Genomic DNA, 18,719 nt, shown 5'->3' with positions numbered 1-18,719 from the left:
AGCGGCAGAGATGCATTTTCGCGCCATTACCCGAATCGTAGGACTACTGGTCATCTTATTTTCGGGCACGATGATCCTCCCGGGGCTGGTAGCGCTTATCTATCGTGATGGGGCGGGACGCGCATTTACGCAAACCTTTTTTGTCGCGCTGGTGATTGGTTCCATGTTGTGGTGGCCGAACCGTCGTGAGAAAGGCGAACTGAAATCCCGTGAAGGGTTTCTGATCGTGGTACTGTTCTGGACCGTGCTGGGTAGCGTGGGTGCGTTGCCCTTCATTTTTTCTGAAAGCCCGAACCTCACGATTACCGATGCTTTTTTCGAATCATTCTCCGGACTGACCACTACCGGCGCCACCACGCTGGTGGGGCTGGATTCGCTGCCGCATGCGATCCTCTTTTATCGCCAGATGCTGCAATGGTTTGGCGGGATGGGAATCATTGTACTGGCTGTCGCGATCTTGCCGATACTCGGCGTCGGTGGGATGCAGCTCTATCGTGCTGAAATGCCTGGGCCGCTAAAAGATAACAAGATGCGCCCGCGTATTGCCGAAACGGCAAAAACGCTGTGGTTGATCTACGTCCTGCTGACGGTCGCCTGCGCGCTGGCGCTGTGGTTTGCTGGCATGCCAGCGTTTGACGCCATCGGACACAGTTTCGCCACTATCGCGATCGGCGGGTTTTCTACCCATGATGCCAGCGTGGGTTATTTTGACAGCCCAACGATTAACACCATCATCGCTATCTTCTTATTAATCTCCGGCTGTAACTACGGTCTGCACTTCTCGTTACTGAGTGGCCGCAGCCTGAAGGTTTACTGGCGTGACCCCGAATTTCGCATGTTCATTGGCGTCCAACTGACGCTGGTGGTCATCTGCACATTAGTGCTCTGGTTCCATAACATCTATAGCTCCGCGCTGACGACGCTCAATCAGGCCTTTTTCCAGGTGGTGTCGATGGCCACCACGGCCGGATTTACAACCGACAGTATTGCGCGCTGGCCGCTTTTCCTGCCGGTACTGCTGCTATGCTCCGCGTTTATCGGCGGTTGTGCGGGATCAACGGGCGGGGGACTGAAGGTTATCCGTATCCTCTTGCTGTTCAAACAGGGGAACCGCGAGCTGAAGCGTCTGGTACACCCCAATGCGGTCTATAGCATCAAACTGGGGAATCGCGCGCTGCCGGAGCGTATTCTTGAAGCGGTCTGGGGATTTTTCTCGGCGTATGCGCTGGTCTTTATTGTCAGTATGCTGGCGATTATCGCGACTGGCGTGGACGATTTCTCTGCTTTTGCTTCCGTGGTGGCGACGCTGAACAACCTTGGACCCGGCCTGGGCGTCGTGGCGGATAACTTTGCCAGTATGAATCCAGTGGCAAAATGGATCCTGATTGCCAATATGCTGTTCGGTCGTCTGGAAGTCTTCACTTTGCTGGTACTTTTTACCCCGACCTTCTGGCGTGAATAATGGAGTAACACGTGAAAACACTGATTCTTTTCTCATCTCGTGATGGACAGACCCAGGAAATCGCCGCTTATCTGGCGTCAGAACTCAAAGAGCTTGGCGTTTGTACGGATGTCGTCAATCTGCATCGTACCGAAGAGCCTGACTGGGAACGCTATGATCGTGTGGTCATCGGCGCATCCATTCGTTATGGGCACTATCATTCCGCATTTCTCGAGTTTGTGAAGAAACATGCGACGCGACTGAATCACATGCCAAGCGCGTTTTACTCCGTCAACCTGGTGGCGCGTAAACCGGAAAAGCGGACGCCGCAGACCAACAGCTACGCGCGCAAGTTTTTAATGAACTCGCAGTGGCGACCAGACCGTTCTGTGGTTATCGCCGGGGCGCTGCTGTATCCACGCTATCGCTGGTATGACCGCATAATGATTCAGCTCATTATGAAAATGTCGGGCGGCGAAACGGATACGCGTAAAGAAGTTATCTATACCGACTGGGAACAGGTTGCGAGTTTTGCCCGAGAAATCGCTCAGTTAACTCCCGATTCGGTGGTTAAATAAACGTAAAGAGTAAAAAGTGCGCGGTTGAGAAATTATTTTAAATTTCCCCTTGTCAGCCCGAAATAACTCCCTATAATGCGCCTCCACTGACACGGAACAACGGCACGCAAGCCGCCGGGTCAGCGGGGTTCAGAGATGAACGCCGACAGAGAAAAGCGAAAATAAATGCTTGACTCTGAAGCGGGAAAGCGTATTATGCACACCCCGCGCCGCTGAGAAAAAGCGAAGCGGCACTGCTCTTTAACAATTTATCAGACAATCTGTGTGGGCACTCAGAGTGACATGGATTCTTAATGTCTTCGGACAATAAATGAATACCAAGTCTCAAAGAGTGAACACGTAATTCATTACGACGTTTAATTCTAAGAGCATCAAACTTAAATTGAAGAGTTTGATCATGGCTCAGATTGAACGCTGGCGGCAGGCCTAACACATGCAAGTCGAACGGTAACAGGAAGCAGCTTGCTGCTTCGCTGACGAGTGGCGGACGGGTGAGTAATGTCTGGGAAACTGCCCGATGGAGGGGGATAACTACTGGAAACGGTAGCTAATACCGCATAACGTCGCAAGACCAAAGAGGGGGACCTTCGGGCCTCTTGCCATCGGATGTGCCCAGATGGGATTAGCTTGTTGGTGAGGTAACGGCTCACCAAGGCGACGATCCCTAGCTGGTCTGAGAGGATGACCAGCCACACTGGAACTGAGACACGGTCCAGACTCCTACGGGAGGCAGCAGTGGGGAATATTGCACAATGGGCGCAAGCCTGATGCAGCCATGCCGCGTGTATGAAGAAGGCCTTCGGGTTGTAAAGTACTTTCAGCGGGGAGGAAGGGGTTAAGGTTAATAACCTTAGCCATTGACGTTACCCGCAGAAGAAGCACCGGCTAACTCCGTGCCAGCAGCCGCGGTAATACGGAGGGTGCAAGCGTTAATCGGAATTACTGGGCGTAAAGCGCACGCAGGCGGTCTGTCAAGTCGGATGTGAAATCCCCGGGCTCAACCTGGGAACTGCATTCGAAACTGGCAGGCTTGAGTCTCGTAGAGGGGGGTAGAATTCCAGGTGTAGCGGTGAAATGCGTAGAGATCTGGAGGAATACCGGTGGCGAAGGCGGCCCCCTGGACGAAGACTGACGCTCAGGTGCGAAAGCGTGGGGAGCAAACAGGATTAGATACCCTGGTAGTCCACGCCGTAAACGATGTCTATTTGGAGGCTGTTCCCTTGAGGAGTGGCTTCCGGAGCTAACGCGTTAAATAGACCGCCTGGGGAGTACGGCCGCAAGGTTAAAACTCAAATGAATTGACGGGGGCCCGCACAAGCGGTGGAGCATGTGGTTTAATTCGATGCAACGCGAAGAACCTTACCTGGTCTTGACATCCACAGAACTTTCCAGAGATGGATTGGTGCCTTCGGGAACTGTGAGACAGGTGCTGCATGGCTGTCGTCAGCTCGTGTTGTGAAATGTTGGGTTAAGTCCCGCAACGAGCGCAACCCTTATCCTTTGTTGCCAGCGGTTAGGCCGGGAACTCAAAGGAGACTGCCAGTGATAAACTGGAGGAAGGTGGGGATGACGTCAAGTCATCATGGCCCTTACGACCAGGGCTACACACGTGCTACAATGGCATATACAAAGAGAAGCGACCTCGCGAGAGCAAGCGGACCTCATAAAGTATGTCGTAGTCCGGATTGGAGTCTGCAACTCGACTCCATGAAGTCGGAATCGCTAGTAATCGTGGATCAGAATGCCACGGTGAATACGTTCCCGGGCCTTGTACACACCGCCCGTCACACCATGGGAGTGGGTTGCAAAAGAAGTAGGTAGCTTAACCTTCGGGAGGGCGCTTACCACTTTGTGATTCATGACTGGGGTGAAGTCGTAACAAGGTAACCGTAGGGGAACCTGCGGTTGGATCACCTCCTTACCTTAAAGAACCTGCCTTTGCAGTGCCCACACAGATTGTCTGATGAAAAACGAGCAGTAAAACCTCTACAGGCTTGTAGCTCAGGTGGTTAGAGCGCACCCCTGATAAGGGTGAGGTCGGTGGTTCAAGTCCACTCAGGCCTACCAAATTCGCTCCCGTGCTTTGTTGTGGCAAAGCTCGCATACTTCAGTATGCTTCGCTTCACCACGCCGCGCCCGGCAACGAATTGGGGATGAGGTTTAACTACACTGTATGGGGCTATAGCTCAGCTGGGAGAGCGCCTGCTTTGCACGCAGGAGGTCTGCGGTTCGATCCCGCATAGCTCCACCATACTGTAGAACGTAATCAAGAAAACTTCAGAGTGAACCTGAAAAGGTGCACTGCGAAGTTTTGCTCTTTAAAAATCTGGATCAAGCTGAAAATTGAAACGACACACCGTTATTGGTGTGTTCGAGTCTCTCAAATTTTCGCAATCACGATGATGAATCGAAAGAAACATCTTCGGGTTGTGAGGTTAAGCGACTAAGCGTACACGGTGGATGCCCTGGCAGTCAGAGGCGATGAAGGACGTGCTAATCTGCGAAAAGCGCCGGTAAGGTGATATGAACCGCTATAGCCGGCGATGTCCGAATGGGGAAACCCAGTGCAATTCGTTGCACTATCGTTAACTGAATACATAGGTTAACGAGGCGAACCGGGGGAACTGAAACATCTAAGTACCCCGAGGAAAAGAAATCAACCGAGATTCCCCCAGTAGCGGCGAGCGAACGGGGAGCAGCCCAGAGCCTGAATCAGCATGTGTGGTAGTGGAACGGTCTGGAAAGGCCGGCGATACAGGGTGACAGCCCCGTACACAAAACCGCATGTGTTGTGAGCTCGATGAGTAGGGCGGGACACGTGGTATCCTGTCTGAATATGGGGGACCATCCTCCAAGGCTAAATACTCCTGACTGACCGATAGTGAACCAGTACCGTGAGGGAAAGGCGAAAAGAACCCCGGCGAGGGGAGTGAAAAAGAACCTGAAACCGTGTACGTACAAGCAGTGGGAGCCTCTTTAATGGGGTGACTGCGTACCTTTTGTATAATGGGTCAGCGACTTATATTCTGTAGCAAGGTTAACCGAATAGGGGAGCCGAAGGGAAACCGAGTCTTAACTGGGCGTTAAGTTGCAGGGTATAGACCCGAAACCCGGTGATCTAGCCATGGGCAGGTTGAAGGTTGGGTAACACTAACTGGAGGACCGAACCGACTAATGTTGAAAAATTAGCGGATGACTTGTGGCTGGGGGTGAAAGGCCAATCAAACCGGGAGATAGCTGGTTCTCCCCGAAAGCTATTTAGGTAGCGCCTCGTGAATTCATCTCCGGGGGTAGAGCACTGTTTCGGCTAGGGGGTCATCCCGACTTACCAACCCGATGCAAACTGCGAATACCGGAGAATGTTATCACGGGAGACACACGGCGGGTGCTAACGTCCGTCGTGAAGAGGGAAACAACCCAGACCGCCAGCTAAGGTCCCAAAGTCATGGTTAAGTGGGAAACGATGTGGGAAGGCTCAGACAGCCAGGATGTTGGCTTAGAAGCAGCCATCATTTAAAGAAAGCGTAATAGCTCACTGGTCGAGTCGGCCTGCGCGGAAGATGTAACGGGGCTAAACCATGCACCGAAGCTGCGGCAGCGACACTAAGTGTTGTTGGGTAGGGGAGCGTTCTGTAAGCCTGTGAAGGTGTGCTGTGAGGCATGCTGGAGGTATCAGAAGTGCGAATGCTGACATAAGTAACGATAAAGCGGGTGAAAAGCCCGCTCGCCGGAAGACCAAGGGTTCCTGTCCAACGTTAATCGGGGCAGGGTGAGTCGACCCCTAAGGCGAGGCCGAAAGGCGTAGTCGATGGGAAACAGGTTAATATTCCTGTACCAGGTGTTACTGCGAAGGGGGGACGGAGAAGGCTATGTTGGCCGGGCGACGGTTGTCCCGGTTTAAGCGTGTAGGTGTGTGTTCCAGGTAAATCCGGTTCACTTTAACACTGAGGCGTGATGACGAGGCACTACGGTGCTGAAGCAACAAATGCCCTGCTTCCAGGAAAAGCCTCTAAGCATCAGGTAACATCAGATCGTACCCCAAACCGACACAGGTGGTCAGGTAGAGAATACCAAGGCGCTTGAGAGAACTCGGGTGAAGGAACTAGGCAAAATGGTGCCGTAACTTCGGGAGAAGGCACGCTGATACGTAGGTGAAGCGATTTACTCGTGGAGCTGAAATCAGTCGAAGATACCAGCTGGCTGCAACTGTTTATTAAAAACACAGCACTGTGCAAACACGAAAGTGGACGTATACGGTGTGACGCCTGCCCGGTGCCGGAAGGTTAATTGATGGGGTTATCCTCGCGGAGAAGCTCTTGATCGAAGCCCCGGTAAACGGCGGCCGTAACTATAACGGTCCTAAGGTAGCGAAATTCCTTGTCGGGTAAGTTCCGACCTGCACGAATGGCGTAATGATGGCCAGGCTGTCTCCACCCGAGACTCAGTGAAATTGAACTCGCTGTGAAGATGCAGTGTACCCGCGGCAAGACGGAAAGACCCCGTGAACCTTTACTATAGCTTGACACTGAACACTGGTCCTTGATGTGTAGGATAGGTGGGAGGCTTTGAAGCGCGGACGCCAGTTCGTGTGGAGCCAACCTTGAAATACCACCCTTTAATGGCTGGTGTTCTAACGTAGGCCCGTAATCCGGGTTGCGGACAGTGTCTGGTGGGTAGTTTGACTGGGGCGGTCTCCTCCTAAAGAGTAACGGAGGAGCACGAAGGTTAGCTAATCCTGGTCGGACATCAGGAGGTTAGTGCAAAGGCATAAGCTAGCTTGACTGCGAGCGTGACGGCGCGAGCAGGTGCGAAAGCAGGTCTTAGTGATCCGGTGGTTCTGAATGGAAGGGCCATCGCTCAACGGATAAAAGGTACTCCGGGGATAACAGGCTGATACCGCCCAAGAGTTCATATCGACGGCGGTGTTTGGCACCTCGATGTCGGCTCATCACATCCTGGGGCTGAAGTAGGTCCCAAGGGTATGGCTGTTCGCCATTTAAAGTGGTACGCGAGCTGGGTTTAGAACGTCGTGAGACAGTTCGGTCCCTATCTGCCGTGGGCGCTGGAGAATTGAGGGGGGCTGCTCCTAGTACGAGAGGACCGGAGTGGACGCATCACTGGTGTTCGGGTTGTCATGCCAATGGCACTGCCCGGTAGCTAAATGCGGAAGAGATAAGTGCTGAAAGCATCTAAGCACGAAACTTGCCCCGAGATGAGTTCTCCCTGACTCTTTAAGGGTCCTGAAGGAACGTTGAAGACGACGACGTTGATAGGCCGGGTGTGTAAGCGCAGCGATGCGTTGAGCTAACCGGTACTAATGAACCGTGAGGCTTAACCTTACAACGCCGAAGATGTTTTGGCGGAATTGAGAGATTTTTCAGCTTGATAACAGATTATGTCACTGCGTGAAAACGGGGTGATAAAACAGAATTTGCCTGGCGGCTGTAGCGCGGTGGTCCCACCTGACCCCATGCCGAACTCAGAAGTGAAACGCCGTAGCGCCGATGGTAGTGTGGGGTCTCCCCATGCGAGAGTAGGGAACTGCCAGGCATCAAATAAGTGAAAAAGCCCATCCGACAGGATGGGCTTTTTTGCGTTTCTGGACCGCCAAATTATGTAGGCCGGGTAAGGCGAAGCCGCCACCCGGCAAGTCGTCAGATCGCACTCCACTCCACAATAAACTCCGCAATCACATCCACATCATTTAAATTCAGCACCGGAACTTCAAGCGGCAATACAACATCACTGGCCACCGCAATCACATGCTCATCCAGCGTTAACTCGCTGAAATCATGCCCGGCATCGCTTCTGAACAGCAGGATCTTAGGCACGGCCTCATGCTTAAATCCCTCAACCAGCACCAGATCCAGCGTGGCATGATCCATCCTGCTGACCAGGTACGCCAGATCCAGTTCGGGTTCTTCAGGCGTCTCAGTCATTAATGCCCAACGTTGCTGACTGGCGACCAGCGTTTGTGCCGCTCCTGCTTTGCGTAGCTCGTAGCTGTCTTTGCCTGGCTTATCCACATCCATATCATGATGCGTATGTTTGATAAGCCCTGGGCGGATCCCGGCGGCGCACAGCGCCGGGATGAGCTTCCTGAGCAGCGTCGTTTTTCCCGTTCCGCTCCACGCGGCGATAGCCAGTAGAGGGATCATGGTTTCTCCTGCCATTTATCAAGCTCCTCAAGGGTATTCACATTCACAAACGCTTCCTTGCAGTCGCTGAAGTCAACGGCATGCCCACCTGCCTGACGCATGAAAACCATTACCCGCCGCTCGCCTGACTGTAAATAGCGCTGCAAAAATGGCTGGACTGAGCGGTGAACCAGCGCAATGGTGGGATGATCGCGCTCTCCATCATGCACCCATACCACCGGTGCCTGATTGCACCGGACACGTAATCGGGCTGCCAGCGTCTGCGGGATAAAAGGGGTATCGCAAGGGCAGAACAGAAACCAGTCGCCAGCCTCCTGCTGAAAAACAGAAAGCATGCCCGCCAGCGGGCCGGGAAAATCCGCCATCACATCTGAAATGACTTTCAGGCCACCCGAGCGATAAATTTCCTGATGTCGATTCGCATTCACAACCACTGTATTCAGTTGCGATAACAGTGTATCGGCGACATGTTTCCACAGCGGTTTCCCTCTAAGCTCAAGCAAGCCTTTATCAATGCCCCCCATTCGCCTGGCCTTTCCGCCAGCCAGTACAACCCCTGTTATTGCACTATCCTGATTCACTGATATCGCCTCTTTTATTGTGGGATTGACCCTGCTAACGTGTCTGTCTCAAGAGTAAGGAGCACGACCATGAAATGTAAACGCCTGAATGAAGTTATTGAACTCCTCCAGCCAGCCTGGCAAAAAGAGCCCGACCTGAACCTGATGCAATTTTTGCAGAAACTGGCGAAAGAGTCAGGTTTTGACGGTGAACTGGCGGATTTAACCGACGACATTCTGATCTATCACCTGAAAATGCGCGACTCTGCAAAAGACGCGGTTATTCCCGGTATTCAGAAAGATTACGAGGAAGATTTCAAAACGGCGCTGTTGCGCGCTCGTGGCGTAATTAAAGAGTAAAAGCTTGTAAGCGGGGCCACCGAAGTTGTTATGAAATGATATCCTGAATCATTCGACGTATTTTCCGGATGATGGGATGAATAACAACGCTTTCAATTTCCAGACATTACACCCGGATACCATCATGGATGCGCTGTTTGAGCAGGGGATCCGGGTGGATTCTGGTCTTACCCCGCTTAACAGCTATGAAAACCGCGTCTATCAGTTTCAGGATGAAGACCGTCAGCGTTTTGTCGTTAAATTTTATCGCCCTGAGCGCTGGTCGGTTGACCAGATCCTGGAAGAGCACCAGTTTGCAATTGAGCTGCTCGAGGATGAGGTCCCGGTTGCTGCGCCGCTGGCTTTTAATGGTCAGACGCTATTATCGCATCAGGGGTTCCACTACGCGATTTTTCCAAGCGTAGGCGGTCGACAGTTCGAAGCCGATAATATCGATCAAATGGAAGCGGTGGGCCGTTATCTGGGGCGTCTGCACCAGACCGGCCGTAAGCAGCCATTTACCTGGCGACCAACCATCGGCCTGGACGAATACCTCGTCGAGCCGCGTAAACTCTTCGAACATGCCCGACTCATTCCGTCCGCACAAAAGGCCGCTTTCCTGAAAGCGACGGATACGCTGATTGCGGCCGTCACTGAGCGGTGGCATACGAATTTTGACCGCCTTCGTCTACATGGCGACTGCCACGCTGGAAATATCCTCTGGCGCGAGGGGCCGCTGTTTGTCGATTTAGATGATTCCCGCAATGGTCCTGCCATTCAGGATTTGTGGATGCTTCTTAATGGTGATAAAGCTGAGCAACGTATGCAGCTTGAGACGATTATTGAAGCTTATGAAGAAGTTAGTGAGTTCGAAACATCTGAAATTGAACTGATTGAACCTTTACGTGCTATGCGTTTGGTTTATTATCTTGCCTGGCTGATGCGTCGTTGGGACGATCCTGCGTTTCCTAAAAACTTCCCGTGGTTGACCGGGGAAGATTACTGGCAACGACAGACCGCGACATTTATCGAGCAGGCAAAAGTCCTGCAAGAACCCCCATTACAATTAACACCCATGTATTAATCGGAGACGTAATCATGAAAAAGATTTGGCTGGCGCTGGCTGGTATGGTTTTAGCTTTTAGCGCATCGGCAGCGCAATTCGAGGATGGTAAGCAGTATACCACCCTGGAAAAGCCCGTTGCCGGTGAACCGCAGGTGCTGGAGTTCTTCTCTTTCTATTGCCCACACTGCTACCAGTTTGAAGAAGTTCTTCATGTTTCTGAGAACGTGAAGAAAAAACTTCCTGAAGGCGTCAAAATGACCAAATACCACGTTGAGTTCCTGGGCCCGTTGGGCAAGGATCTGACGCAAGCGTGGGCCGTCGCGATGGCACTGGGCGTAGAAGATAAAGTGACTGTGCCGATGTTTGAAGGGGTACAGAAAACCCAGACCGTGCAGAGTGTTGCAGATATCCGTAAAGTGTTCGTGGATGCCGGCGTTAAAGGCGAAGATTACGATGCCGCGTGGAACAGCTTTGTCGTGAAATCACTGGTTGCGCAGCAGGAAAAAGCCGCTGCCGATCTGCAACTGCAGGGCGTTCCGGCGATGTTTGTTAACGGTAAATATCAGGTGAATCCGCAGGGCATGGATACCAGCAGCATGGATATCTTTGTTCAGCAATATGCTGACACGGTGAAATACCTGGTCGGTAAGAAATAAAAGCAGCGCCGGTCAGCGACCGGCGTTTTTAGTTGCCGCTTTAATCTCTTCTATTAACACGTCTTTTTCGCTCCACAGCGTATTCAGCCAACGCTGGAAACGACGCTTAAATCCTTTATCGTTAACGTAGTCGCCGTGCAGTTCTTCCTGAATGGGTTGCATGTCCACGCGAACCACAATGCGCGTCAGTTTCCCGCTCAGCATATCGAAGAATGGTGTACGGTCGTTTTCCGGATAGCACAGCGTAACATTAAGTAATTTATCGAACTGCGAGCCTAACACGTTAAGCGCCATCGCAATGCCTGCCGCTTTTGGTGGCAACAGGTGTTGATACGGCGAGTGGGTCTGCTGACGTTTTTCTTCGGTAAAGCGAGAGCCTTCGACGAAATTAACGATCGTGGTGGGATGCGCGCGGAATTTCTCGCAGGACCGGCGGGTAGTCTCGACGTCTTTACCGCGCCGTTCCGGATGGCGCAGAAGGTAAGCGCGTGAATAGCGCTTCATAAATGGCATATCCAGCGCCCAGCAGGCGAGGCCGATAAAAGGCACCCAGGCCAACTGCTGCTTCAGGAAATACTTGTTCATGGGAATGTGTTTGCGAAAGAGTACGCACAGCACCACGATGTCCGCCCAGCTGTGATGATTACACACCAGCAGATACCAGTTTTTCTTGCTCAGTCCTTCCAGACCCTGCACATCCCATTTCAGCCATGGATTGAGATGCAGCAGCAGGGCGAGGCCTTCACACCAGCAGTACATCATGAAATTACAAAACAGAGAAACCTTGCGCCAGACGAACGGAACGGGCAGCAGGAGCTTTACCAGTCCGGCCAGAATGATCGGTACGGAGCACAAAATCGTGACCACAATGGTCAATGCGATGCTCAGCAACAGGGTGACTGTAGCGAGTAATCTCGCCATGATTAAATTATTCAAAGGATTAGCCATAAACAGTACGCTAAAGTCGCGCAAGGGGGCTGATTTTATCAGAAAATGGCTCAAATGACGGTTCTTCGCGACAGAGAAAAACACGCCATATCTATCCACATTCGGTAATTCAATGAAAACATAAAGGGTTTATTCTGTGGTTTTTATAACTAATTGAAATTAAACAATATAATAGATGATGGTTAAAGCATCGATTTGAAATTAATGCGATGAAAATTAATTATGCACAAAGTTATCCACAGGCGGCTTTGCGAGCGATCCAGAAGATCTGCAAAAGAATTACGACAAATGTGGTGAAAAACTCATGTTTTCATCCTGTCTGTGGCATCCTTTATCCATAATCTGATAAACAGGCACGGACATTATGGTTCAGATCCCAGAAAACCCACTTATCCTTGTAGACGGCTCCTCTTATCTCTATCGCGCATACCATGCGTTTCCGCCGCTGACCAATAGCGCAGGCGAACCGACAGGCGCGATGTACGGTGTCCTCAATATGCTGCGCAGCCTGATCCTGCAGTATCAGCCAACGCATGCCGCAGTGGTATTTGATGCCAAGGGTAAAACCTTCCGTGACGAATTATTCGAGCATTACAAATCGCATCGCCCGCCGATGCCGGACGATCTGCGGGCGCAGATCGAACCGCTGCATGCCATGGTGAAAGCGATGGGGCTGCCGCTGCTGGCCGTATCCGGTGTGGAAGCGGACGACGTAATCGGTACCCTGGCGCGTGAAGCAGAAAAAGTGGGGCGCCCGGTGCTGATCAGCACCGGTGATAAAGATATGGCCCAACTGGTCACGCCAAATATCACCCTCATCAATACCATGACCAACACCATTCTTGGCCCGGATGAAGTGGTGACCAAATATGGTGTGCCGCCCGAACTGATCATCGACTTCCTGGCGCTTATGGGCGATTCCTCCGATAACATTCCTGGCGTGCCGGGGGTCGGGGAAAAGACCGCGCAGGCGTTGTTACAAGGATTGGGCGGTCTGGATACCCTGTACGCCGAGTCAGATAAAATTGCCGGGTTGACGTTCCGTGGTGCGAAGACCATGGCGGGTAAACTTGAACAAAATAAAGAGGTGGCTTACCTCTCCTATAAACTGGCGACGATCAAAACAGACGTTGAGCTGGAACTGACCTGCGAACAGCTGGAAGTGCAACAGCCACAAGCTGACGAACTGGTTGGGTTGTTTAAAAAGTATGAGTTCAAACGCTGGACCGCCGATGTCGAAGCGGGCAAGTGGTTACAGGCGAAAGGGGCGAAACCGGCGGCTAAACCGCAGGAAACGATCGTCGTTGATGAAGCACCGGAAGAAGCCGCTACTGTGCTTTCCTACGATAACTACGTGACTATTCTCGATGAAGCGACGCTGGAAACGTGGATTACGAAGCTGAAAAAAGCGCCAGTGTTTGCCTTCGATACCGAAACCGACAGTCTGGATAACATCTCCGCCAACCTGGTAGGTCTCTCATTCGCTATTGAGCCGGGGGTGGCGGCTTATGTGCCAGTGGCGCATGACTATCTGGATGCGCCAGATCAAATCTCCCGCGACCGTGCACTGGCGATGCTCAAGCCGCTGCTGGAGGATGAAAATGCGCGTAAGGTCGGGCAAAACCTCAAGTACGACCGCGGCATTCTGGCGAATTATGGTATCGAACTGCGCGGCATCGCTTTTGATACCATGCTCGAGTCGTACATTCTGAACAGCGTTGCCGGTCGTCACGATATGGACAGTCTGTCTGATCGCTGGCTGAAGCATAAAACCATTACTTTCGAAGAGATTGCGGGCAAAGGGAAGAACCAGCTGACCTTTAATCAGATCGCGCTGGAAGAGGCGGGACGTTACGCGGCAGAAGATGCCGATGTCACCTTACAGCTGCATCTGAAAATGTGGCCAGAGCTGCAGCAGCACAAAGGGCCGCTGAACGTCTTTGAAAACATCGAAATGCCACTGGTTCCGGTGTTATCTCGAGTAGAGCGTAACGGTGTGAAGATCGACCCTGCGGTGCTGCACAAGCACTCCGAGGAGATCACGCTCCGTCTGGCGGAGCTGGAACAGAAAGCCCATGAGATTGCAGGCGAAGTATTTAACCTCTCTTCAACCAAGCAGTTGCAGACGATCCTGTTCGAAAAACAGGGCATTAAGCCGTTGAAGAAAACCCCAGGCGGCGCGCCGTCAACCTCTGAAGAAGTGCTGGAAGAACTGGCGCTGGATTACCCGCTACCTAAAGTGATTCTTGAGTATCGCGGTCTGGCGAAGCTGAAATCGACCTACACCGACAAACTCCCGCTGATGATTAACCCGAAAACCGGGCGTGTGCACACCTCGTATCATCAGGCTGTGACCGCGACGGGCCGTTTGTCATCGACCGATCCGAACCTGCAAAACATTCCGGTACGTAACGAGGAAGGGCGCCGTATCCGTCAGGCATTTATCCCGCCGAAGGATTACCTGATTGTTTCTGCGGACTATTCGCAGATTGAACTGCGTATTATGGCGCACTTGTCGCGCGACAAAGGGCTGCTGACAGCGTTTGCCGAAGGGAAGGACATTCACCGCGCCACCGCCGCCGAAGTGTTTGGTCTGCCGCTGGAGACCGTGACCAGCGAGCAGCGTCGTAGCGCGAAAGCGATCAACTTTGGTCTGATCTACGGTATGAGTGCGTTCGGTCTGGCGCGCCAGTTGAACATTCCGCGTAAAGAAGCGCAGAAATACATGGACCTCTATTTTGAACGTTATCCCGGCGTGCTGGAGTATATGGAACGTACCCGCGCTCAGGCGAAAGAGCAGGGCTACGTTGAAACGCTGGAAGGTCGTCGCCTCTATCTGCCGGATATCAAATCCAGCAACGGCGCGCGTCGTGCGGGTGCTGAGCGTGCGGCGATTAACGCCCCGATGCAGGGTACCGCTGCCGATATTATCAAACGGGCGATGATTGCGGTCGATGGCTGGCTGGAAACGGAAAAACCGCGCGTGCGTATGATCATGCAGGTACACGATGAACTGGTGTTTGAAGTACACAAAGACGACCTGGATACGGTAGCGAAAAAGATCCATCAGTTGATGGAGAACTGCACGCGCATTGATGTACCGCTGCTGGTGGAAGTCGGAAGTGGTGAAAACTGGGATCAGGCGCACTAAGTGCTCGCGAGATAACGCGCTTTTTTCGTAATTAAGCAACATAAGTGCGCGAGTTTTGTGATGGGCATTGGAATTCCCTATGTAAAGAATGAAAAAAAATTACAAAAAGTGCTTTCTGAGCTGCTCAAAAAAGAGTAAAGTTATTCGCGTAGGGTACAGAGGTAAGATGTTCTATCTTTCAGACCTTTTACTTCACGTAATCGGATTTGGCTGAATATTTTAGCCGCCCCAGTCAGTTTCTGACTGGGGCGTTTTTTATGGGCGAAAGAAAGAGAGGGCAGGCGTGCCAGACCGGATAAGACGCACCGCGTCGCTATCCGGCGTTGCGATAAATTACTCCCCGCCTTGATCCTCTTCAACCGGCGCCAGTTCGTTAAACCAACTGTCCAGCTTCTGCCGTAATTTATCCACACCCTGTTTTTTCAGCGATGAAAAGGTCTCAACCTGCACATCACCGTTAAAGGCTAATACCGCTTCACGGACCATATTCAGCTGCGCCTTACGCGCACCGCTTGCCAGTTTGTCCGCTTTCGTCAGCAGTACCAGTACCTGGATGTTGCTCTCGACGGCCCACTGGACCATCTGTTGGTCGAGATCTTTCAGCGGGTGGCGAATATCCATCAATACCACCAGTCCCTGCAGGCTCTGGCGTTTTTCCAGATACTCACCCAGCGCGCGTTGCCACTTGCGCTTCATCTCTTCCGGCACTTCGGCGTAACCATAGCCTGGGAGGTCGACAAGGCGTTTGCCGTCGACCACTTCAAACAGGTTAATCAACTGAGTGCGGCCAGGCGTTTTCGACGTTCGCGCCAGGCTCTTCTGATTGGTCAGCGTGTTCAGTGCGCTGGACTTACCTGCGTTGGAACGGCCAGCAAAAGCCACTTCAATCCCCGTATCGGAAGGTAAATGGCGAATATCAGGCGCGCTCATCACAAAGTGCGTCTGTTGATAATTCAGGTTAATCAAAGCGGTCGTCTCCGTCAGTCAAAGCTTTGCCGCGATTATACCTGAACAGGAGCAAAAGACTGATTTTTCGACATGGGTCTGTTGTGAGTAAAAACCCTGCATGTTGTGAGACATTGCCGATCGTTCTTATACGAAATTTCAGAGTAATTGCAGAGCAAATAATTAAATAAATCAACTAAATCATGATATTAAAAAGTATGTAATATTCTGAAAATGCCAGAACTGTGCTGCCAGTGACTTGTTACTTTGCTCCAAAAGAGTAGAGTAATCCCCATAGCGAGGATAGCTGTACAGGAAGACGACTCAGGATGAGGGTCAGGAGCGCCAGGAGGCGAAGACACAGGATTGTCAGGATGACAGGCGTTCGGAGACGTTGGTATACGGAAACGGAAAAGACACGGAATGTTCCAGGCTGAAGGATAGACAGGGTGTGTTGACGGCCGACAGGGAATGTAGGACCCGTTCAGGGTTGTGAGTAAGGTGAAAAGGCGACAGAGCAATCTGTCGCCTTTTTTCTTTATTTCTGCTAGATTCCGGCGCAATTATATACTGAATAAAACAGCCAAAGACGAATCACTATGAAATCCACTTCTACACCACGCGGCAAAGGCCCTGCAAAGGCACGCCGTAAAACCCGTGAAGAGCTGAATCAGGAAGCTCGTGACCGCAAGCGTCAGAAAAAACACCGTGGACACGCGGCGGGTAGCCGTGCGACCGGTGGTGACGCGGCGTCAGGCGGTAAAAACAAGAATCAACAGAAAGATCCACGTATCGGCAGTAAAACCCCTGTTCCATTGGGTGTGACCGAAAAAGTCACCAAACAGCACAAACCGAAGAGCGAGAAACCTATGCTTTCACCGCAGGCTGAGTTGGATTTACTGGAAACGGATGAGCGCCTGGATGCGCTGTTAGAACGTCTGGAAGCAGGCGAAACCCTGAGCGCAGAAGATCAGTCCTGGGTGGATGCCAAACTGGATCGCATTGATGAACTGATGCAGAAGCTAGGCCTCTCCTACGATGATGACGAAGAAGAAGAGGAAGAGGACGAGAAGCAGGAAGATATGATGCGCCTGCTGCGTGGCGGTAACTAACGGTTTACACCGTGGGCCTGCCCGTCCTGCTTATAACCCTTCCGGTTATATGTTATCTGGTGTGGTTATTCGTTAAACTACAGCGGTTGTCGCGGCGACAGAAGTGGCTGCGCAGCCGGCTTAGTACTCGACATGGAGTGCGGCCGGTACGCCGTACCCGCCAGAGACGCCATCGGAAGGAGTGAGCATGTCAGAACAACAAATAGACTGGGATCTGGCCCTGATCCAGAAATATAACTATTCCGGGCCACGCTATACCTCGTACCCGACCGCGCTGGAATTTTCTGATGCGTTTGGCGAACCGGCGTTTTTACAGGCTGTCGCGCGCTATCCTGAGCGTCCGCTCTCGCTTTACGTCCATATCCCGTTTTGCCACAAGCTCTGCTACTTCTGCGGCTGCAATAAGATTGTGACCCGTCAGCAGCATAAGGCCGATCAGTATCTGGATGCGCTGGAACAGGAAATTGTGCACCGTGCGCCGCTGTTTGCCGGACGTCAGGTCAGCCAACTGCACTGGGGCGGCGGCACGCCAACCTACCTGAATAAAGCGCAAATCAGTCGTCTGATGACGCTGCTGCGAAATCATTTCCACTTCAATGCGGATGCGGAGATTTCGATCGAAGTCGATCCCCGTGAGATTGAGCTGGATGTGCTCGATCATTTGCGCGCGGAAGGCTTCAACCGTCTCAGCATGGGCGTGCAGGACTTCAACAAAGAGGTCCAGCGACTGGTTAATCGTGAGCAGGATGAGGAGTTTATCTTTGCGCTGCTCAATCACGCGCGTGACATTGGCTTTACTTCGACCAATATCGATCTGATTTACGGTTTACCTAAACAGACGCCGGAAAGTTTCGCCTTTACCCTGAAGCGGGTTGCGGAATTAAGCCCCGATCGTCTGAGCGTCTTTAACTATGCGCATTTGCCGACGCTGTTTGCCGCGCAGCGCAAAATTAAAGATACCGATCTGCCCAGCGCGCAGCAGAAGCTGGATATTTTGCAGGAAACCATCTCCTCGCTGACAGAGACCGGCTATCAGTTTATCGGTATGGACCATTTTGCCCGCCCGGATGACGAGCTGGCGATTGCCCAGCGCGAAGGCGTTCTCCACCGTAATTTTCAGGGATACACCACCCAGGGCGACACCGATCTGCTGGGGATGGGCGTTTCTGCCATCAGCATGATTGGCGATTGCTATGCCCAGAACCAGAAAGAGCTGAAACTCTACTATCAGCAGGTGGATCAGCAGGGAAATGCCTTATGGCGCGGTATCGCGCTGACCCGCGATGACTGTATCCGTCGTGACGTCATCAAGTCGCTGATCTGCAACTTCCGTCTCGACACTGCCGCAGTTGAGCAGCAGTGGGATCTGAACTTCGCGGATTACTTTGCCGAAGACCTGAAGCTGTTGGCGCCGCTGGCGAAAGATGGGCTGGTGGATGTGACAGCGAAGGGTATTCAGGTTACGCCGAAAGGCCGCCTGCTGATTCGCAACATTTGCATGTGCTTTGATGCGTATCTGCGCCAAAAAGCACGGATGCAGCAGTTCTCACGCGTGATATAAAACGTTGCCCGGTGGCGCTAACGCTTACCGGGCCTACGATTGATGTTGCCTGTAAGCCAGATAAGCATAGCGCCATCCGGCACAGTGTTAGCTGAACAGCCCAACCAGCGCGGCGCACAGTACTGCGGCAACCGCAGTTTGTGGCGTATGGCTGTCGACCGCTCCGCTTGATAGCAGATTTATAATCGATTCCAGCATGTTTTG

At 52.2% G+C, this 18,719-nt stretch carries 13 protein-coding genes, 2 tRNA genes, 3 rRNA genes and 1 pseudogene; 14 read left to right on the top strand and 5 right to left on the bottom strand.

The window, feature by feature from the left end; all coding sequences use genetic code 11:
• Positions 1-10 precede the first annotated feature (10 nt).
• The 7 genes from trkH to rrf all read left to right on the top strand — a co-directional run bounded on the left by trkH (position 11) and on the right by rrf (position 7,569).
• Positions 11-1,462: a Trk system potassium transporter TrkH gene (gene trkH, locus WM46_RS18945; protein ID WP_042326189.1), complete on the top strand. Its 1,452-nt coding sequence runs from the start codon at positions 11-13 to the stop codon at positions 1,460-1,462.
• Positions 1,463-1,473: 11 nt separating this feature from the next.
• A complete protein-coding gene (gene hemG / locus WM46_RS18940) occupies positions 1,474-2,019 on the top strand; it encodes a menaquinone-dependent protoporphyrinogen IX dehydrogenase (protein WP_061075735.1) in 546 nt (181 codons plus the stop codon).
• 379 nt (positions 2,020-2,398) lie between these two features.
• A 16S ribosomal RNA gene (locus WM46_RS18935) occupies positions 2,399-3,940 on the top strand.
• Positions 3,941-4,009: 69 nt separating this feature from the next.
• Positions 4,010-4,086: transfer RNA gene (locus WM46_RS18930), tRNA-Ile, on the top strand.
• A 108-nt stretch (positions 4,087-4,194) separates the two neighbouring features.
• A tRNA-Ala gene (locus WM46_RS18925) sits at positions 4,195-4,270 on the top strand.
• A gap of 182 nt (positions 4,271-4,452) precedes the next feature.
• Positions 4,453-7,358: ribosomal RNA gene (locus WM46_RS18920) — 23S ribosomal RNA — on the top strand.
• A 95-nt stretch (positions 7,359-7,453) separates the two neighbouring features.
• Positions 7,454-7,569: ribosomal RNA gene (gene rrf, locus WM46_RS18915) — 5S ribosomal RNA — on the top strand.
• The 16S, 23S and 5S rRNA genes sit together here with 2 tRNA genes alongside, the layout of an rRNA operon.
• A 104-nt stretch (positions 7,570-7,673) precedes the next feature.
• On the opposite strand, the gene mobB is transcribed toward rrf, so the two are convergent.
• Both mobB and mobA read right to left on the bottom strand, forming a co-directional pair.
• Complete coding sequence (mobB, locus tag WM46_RS18910) at positions 7,674-8,177, bottom strand: molybdopterin-guanine dinucleotide biosynthesis protein MobB (protein ID WP_102603033.1); 504 nt, start codon at positions 8,175-8,177, stop codon at positions 7,674-7,676.
• A complete protein-coding gene (mobA, locus tag WM46_RS18905; protein WP_102603032.1) occupies positions 8,174-8,758 on the bottom strand; it encodes a molybdenum cofactor guanylyltransferase MobA in 585 nt (194 codons plus the stop codon). Before mobA ends, mobB begins: the two co-directional genes overlap by 4 nt.
• Positions 8,759-8,827: 69 nt before the next feature.
• Between mobA and WM46_RS18900 the strand changes: the two genes are divergently transcribed.
• The 3 genes from WM46_RS18900 (at position 8,828) to dsbA (ending at position 10,798) form a co-directional block, all read left to right on the top strand.
• Positions 8,828-9,097 carry a YihD family protein gene (locus tag WM46_RS18900; protein ID WP_042325406.1) on the top strand — a complete coding sequence of 90 codons (270 nt, stop codon included), beginning with the start codon at positions 8,828-8,830 and terminating at the stop codon, positions 9,095-9,097.
• Positions 9,098-9,173: 76 nt separating this feature from the next.
• Complete coding sequence (locus WM46_RS18895) at positions 9,174-10,160, top strand: serine/threonine protein kinase (protein WP_061075732.1); 987 nt, start codon at positions 9,174-9,176, stop codon at positions 10,158-10,160.
• A gap of 14 nt (positions 10,161-10,174) precedes the next feature.
• Positions 10,175-10,798 (top strand): thiol:disulfide interchange protein DsbA, encoded by a 624-nt coding sequence (dsbA, locus tag WM46_RS18890; protein WP_044327813.1) that lies wholly within the window; start codon positions 10,175-10,177, stop codon positions 10,796-10,798.
• Between the two features lie 12 nt (positions 10,799-10,810).
• On the opposite strand, the gene WM46_RS18885 is transcribed toward dsbA, so the two are convergent.
• Positions 10,811-11,746: an acyltransferase gene (locus WM46_RS18885; RefSeq protein ID WP_102603856.1), complete on the bottom strand. Its 936-nt coding sequence runs from the start codon at positions 11,744-11,746 to the stop codon at positions 10,811-10,813.
• Between the two features lie 364 nt (positions 11,747-12,110).
• Here WM46_RS18885 and polA point away from each other — a divergent pair, with 364 nt between their 5' ends.
• Complete coding sequence (gene polA, locus WM46_RS18880; RefSeq protein ID WP_102603031.1) at positions 12,111-14,897, top strand: DNA polymerase I; 2,787 nt, start codon at positions 12,111-12,113, stop codon at positions 14,895-14,897.
• A gap of 333 nt (positions 14,898-15,230) precedes the next feature.
• On the opposite strand, the gene yihA is transcribed toward polA, so the two are convergent.
• On the bottom strand, positions 15,231-15,863 hold the full coding sequence (yihA, locus tag WM46_RS18870) for a ribosome biogenesis GTP-binding protein YihA/YsxC (protein ID WP_042998843.1): 633 nt from the start codon (positions 15,861-15,863) through the stop codon (positions 15,231-15,233).
• 246 nt (positions 15,864-16,109) lie between these two features.
• Here yihA and WM46_RS26885 point away from each other — a divergent pair.
• The 3 genes and pseudogenes from WM46_RS26885 (at position 16,110) to hemN (ending at position 18,515) form a co-directional block, all read left to right on the top strand.
• Positions 16,110-16,338, top strand: a pseudogene (locus WM46_RS26885) (hypothetical protein).
• A 103-nt stretch (positions 16,339-16,441) separates the two neighbouring features.
• On the top strand, positions 16,442-16,954 hold the full coding sequence (yihI, locus tag WM46_RS18860) for a Der GTPase-activating protein YihI (RefSeq protein WP_061075729.1): 513 nt from the start codon (positions 16,442-16,444) through the stop codon (positions 16,952-16,954).
• A gap of 187 nt (positions 16,955-17,141) precedes the next feature.
• A complete protein-coding gene (hemN, locus tag WM46_RS18855; protein ID WP_102603029.1) occupies positions 17,142-18,515 on the top strand; it encodes an oxygen-independent coproporphyrinogen III oxidase in 1,374 nt (457 codons plus the stop codon).
• Positions 18,516-18,602: 87 nt separating this feature from the next.
• On the opposite strand, the gene WM46_RS18850 is transcribed toward hemN, so the two are convergent.
• Positions 18,603-18,713, bottom strand: a complete 111-nt coding sequence (locus WM46_RS18850; RefSeq protein ID WP_090050632.1) for a YshB family small membrane protein — start codon at positions 18,711-18,713, stop codon at positions 18,603-18,605.
• Positions 18,714-18,719 lie beyond the last annotated feature (6 nt).

It is taken from the genome of Citrobacter freundii complex sp. CFNIH2, from assembly GCF_002880615.1.
GTDB lineage: Bacteria > Pseudomonadota > Gammaproteobacteria > Enterobacterales > Enterobacteriaceae > Citrobacter_A > Citrobacter_A amalonaticus_F.
Note: the sequence above shows the minus strand (reverse complement) of the source record. Positions and strands in the feature narration are given on the sequence as shown.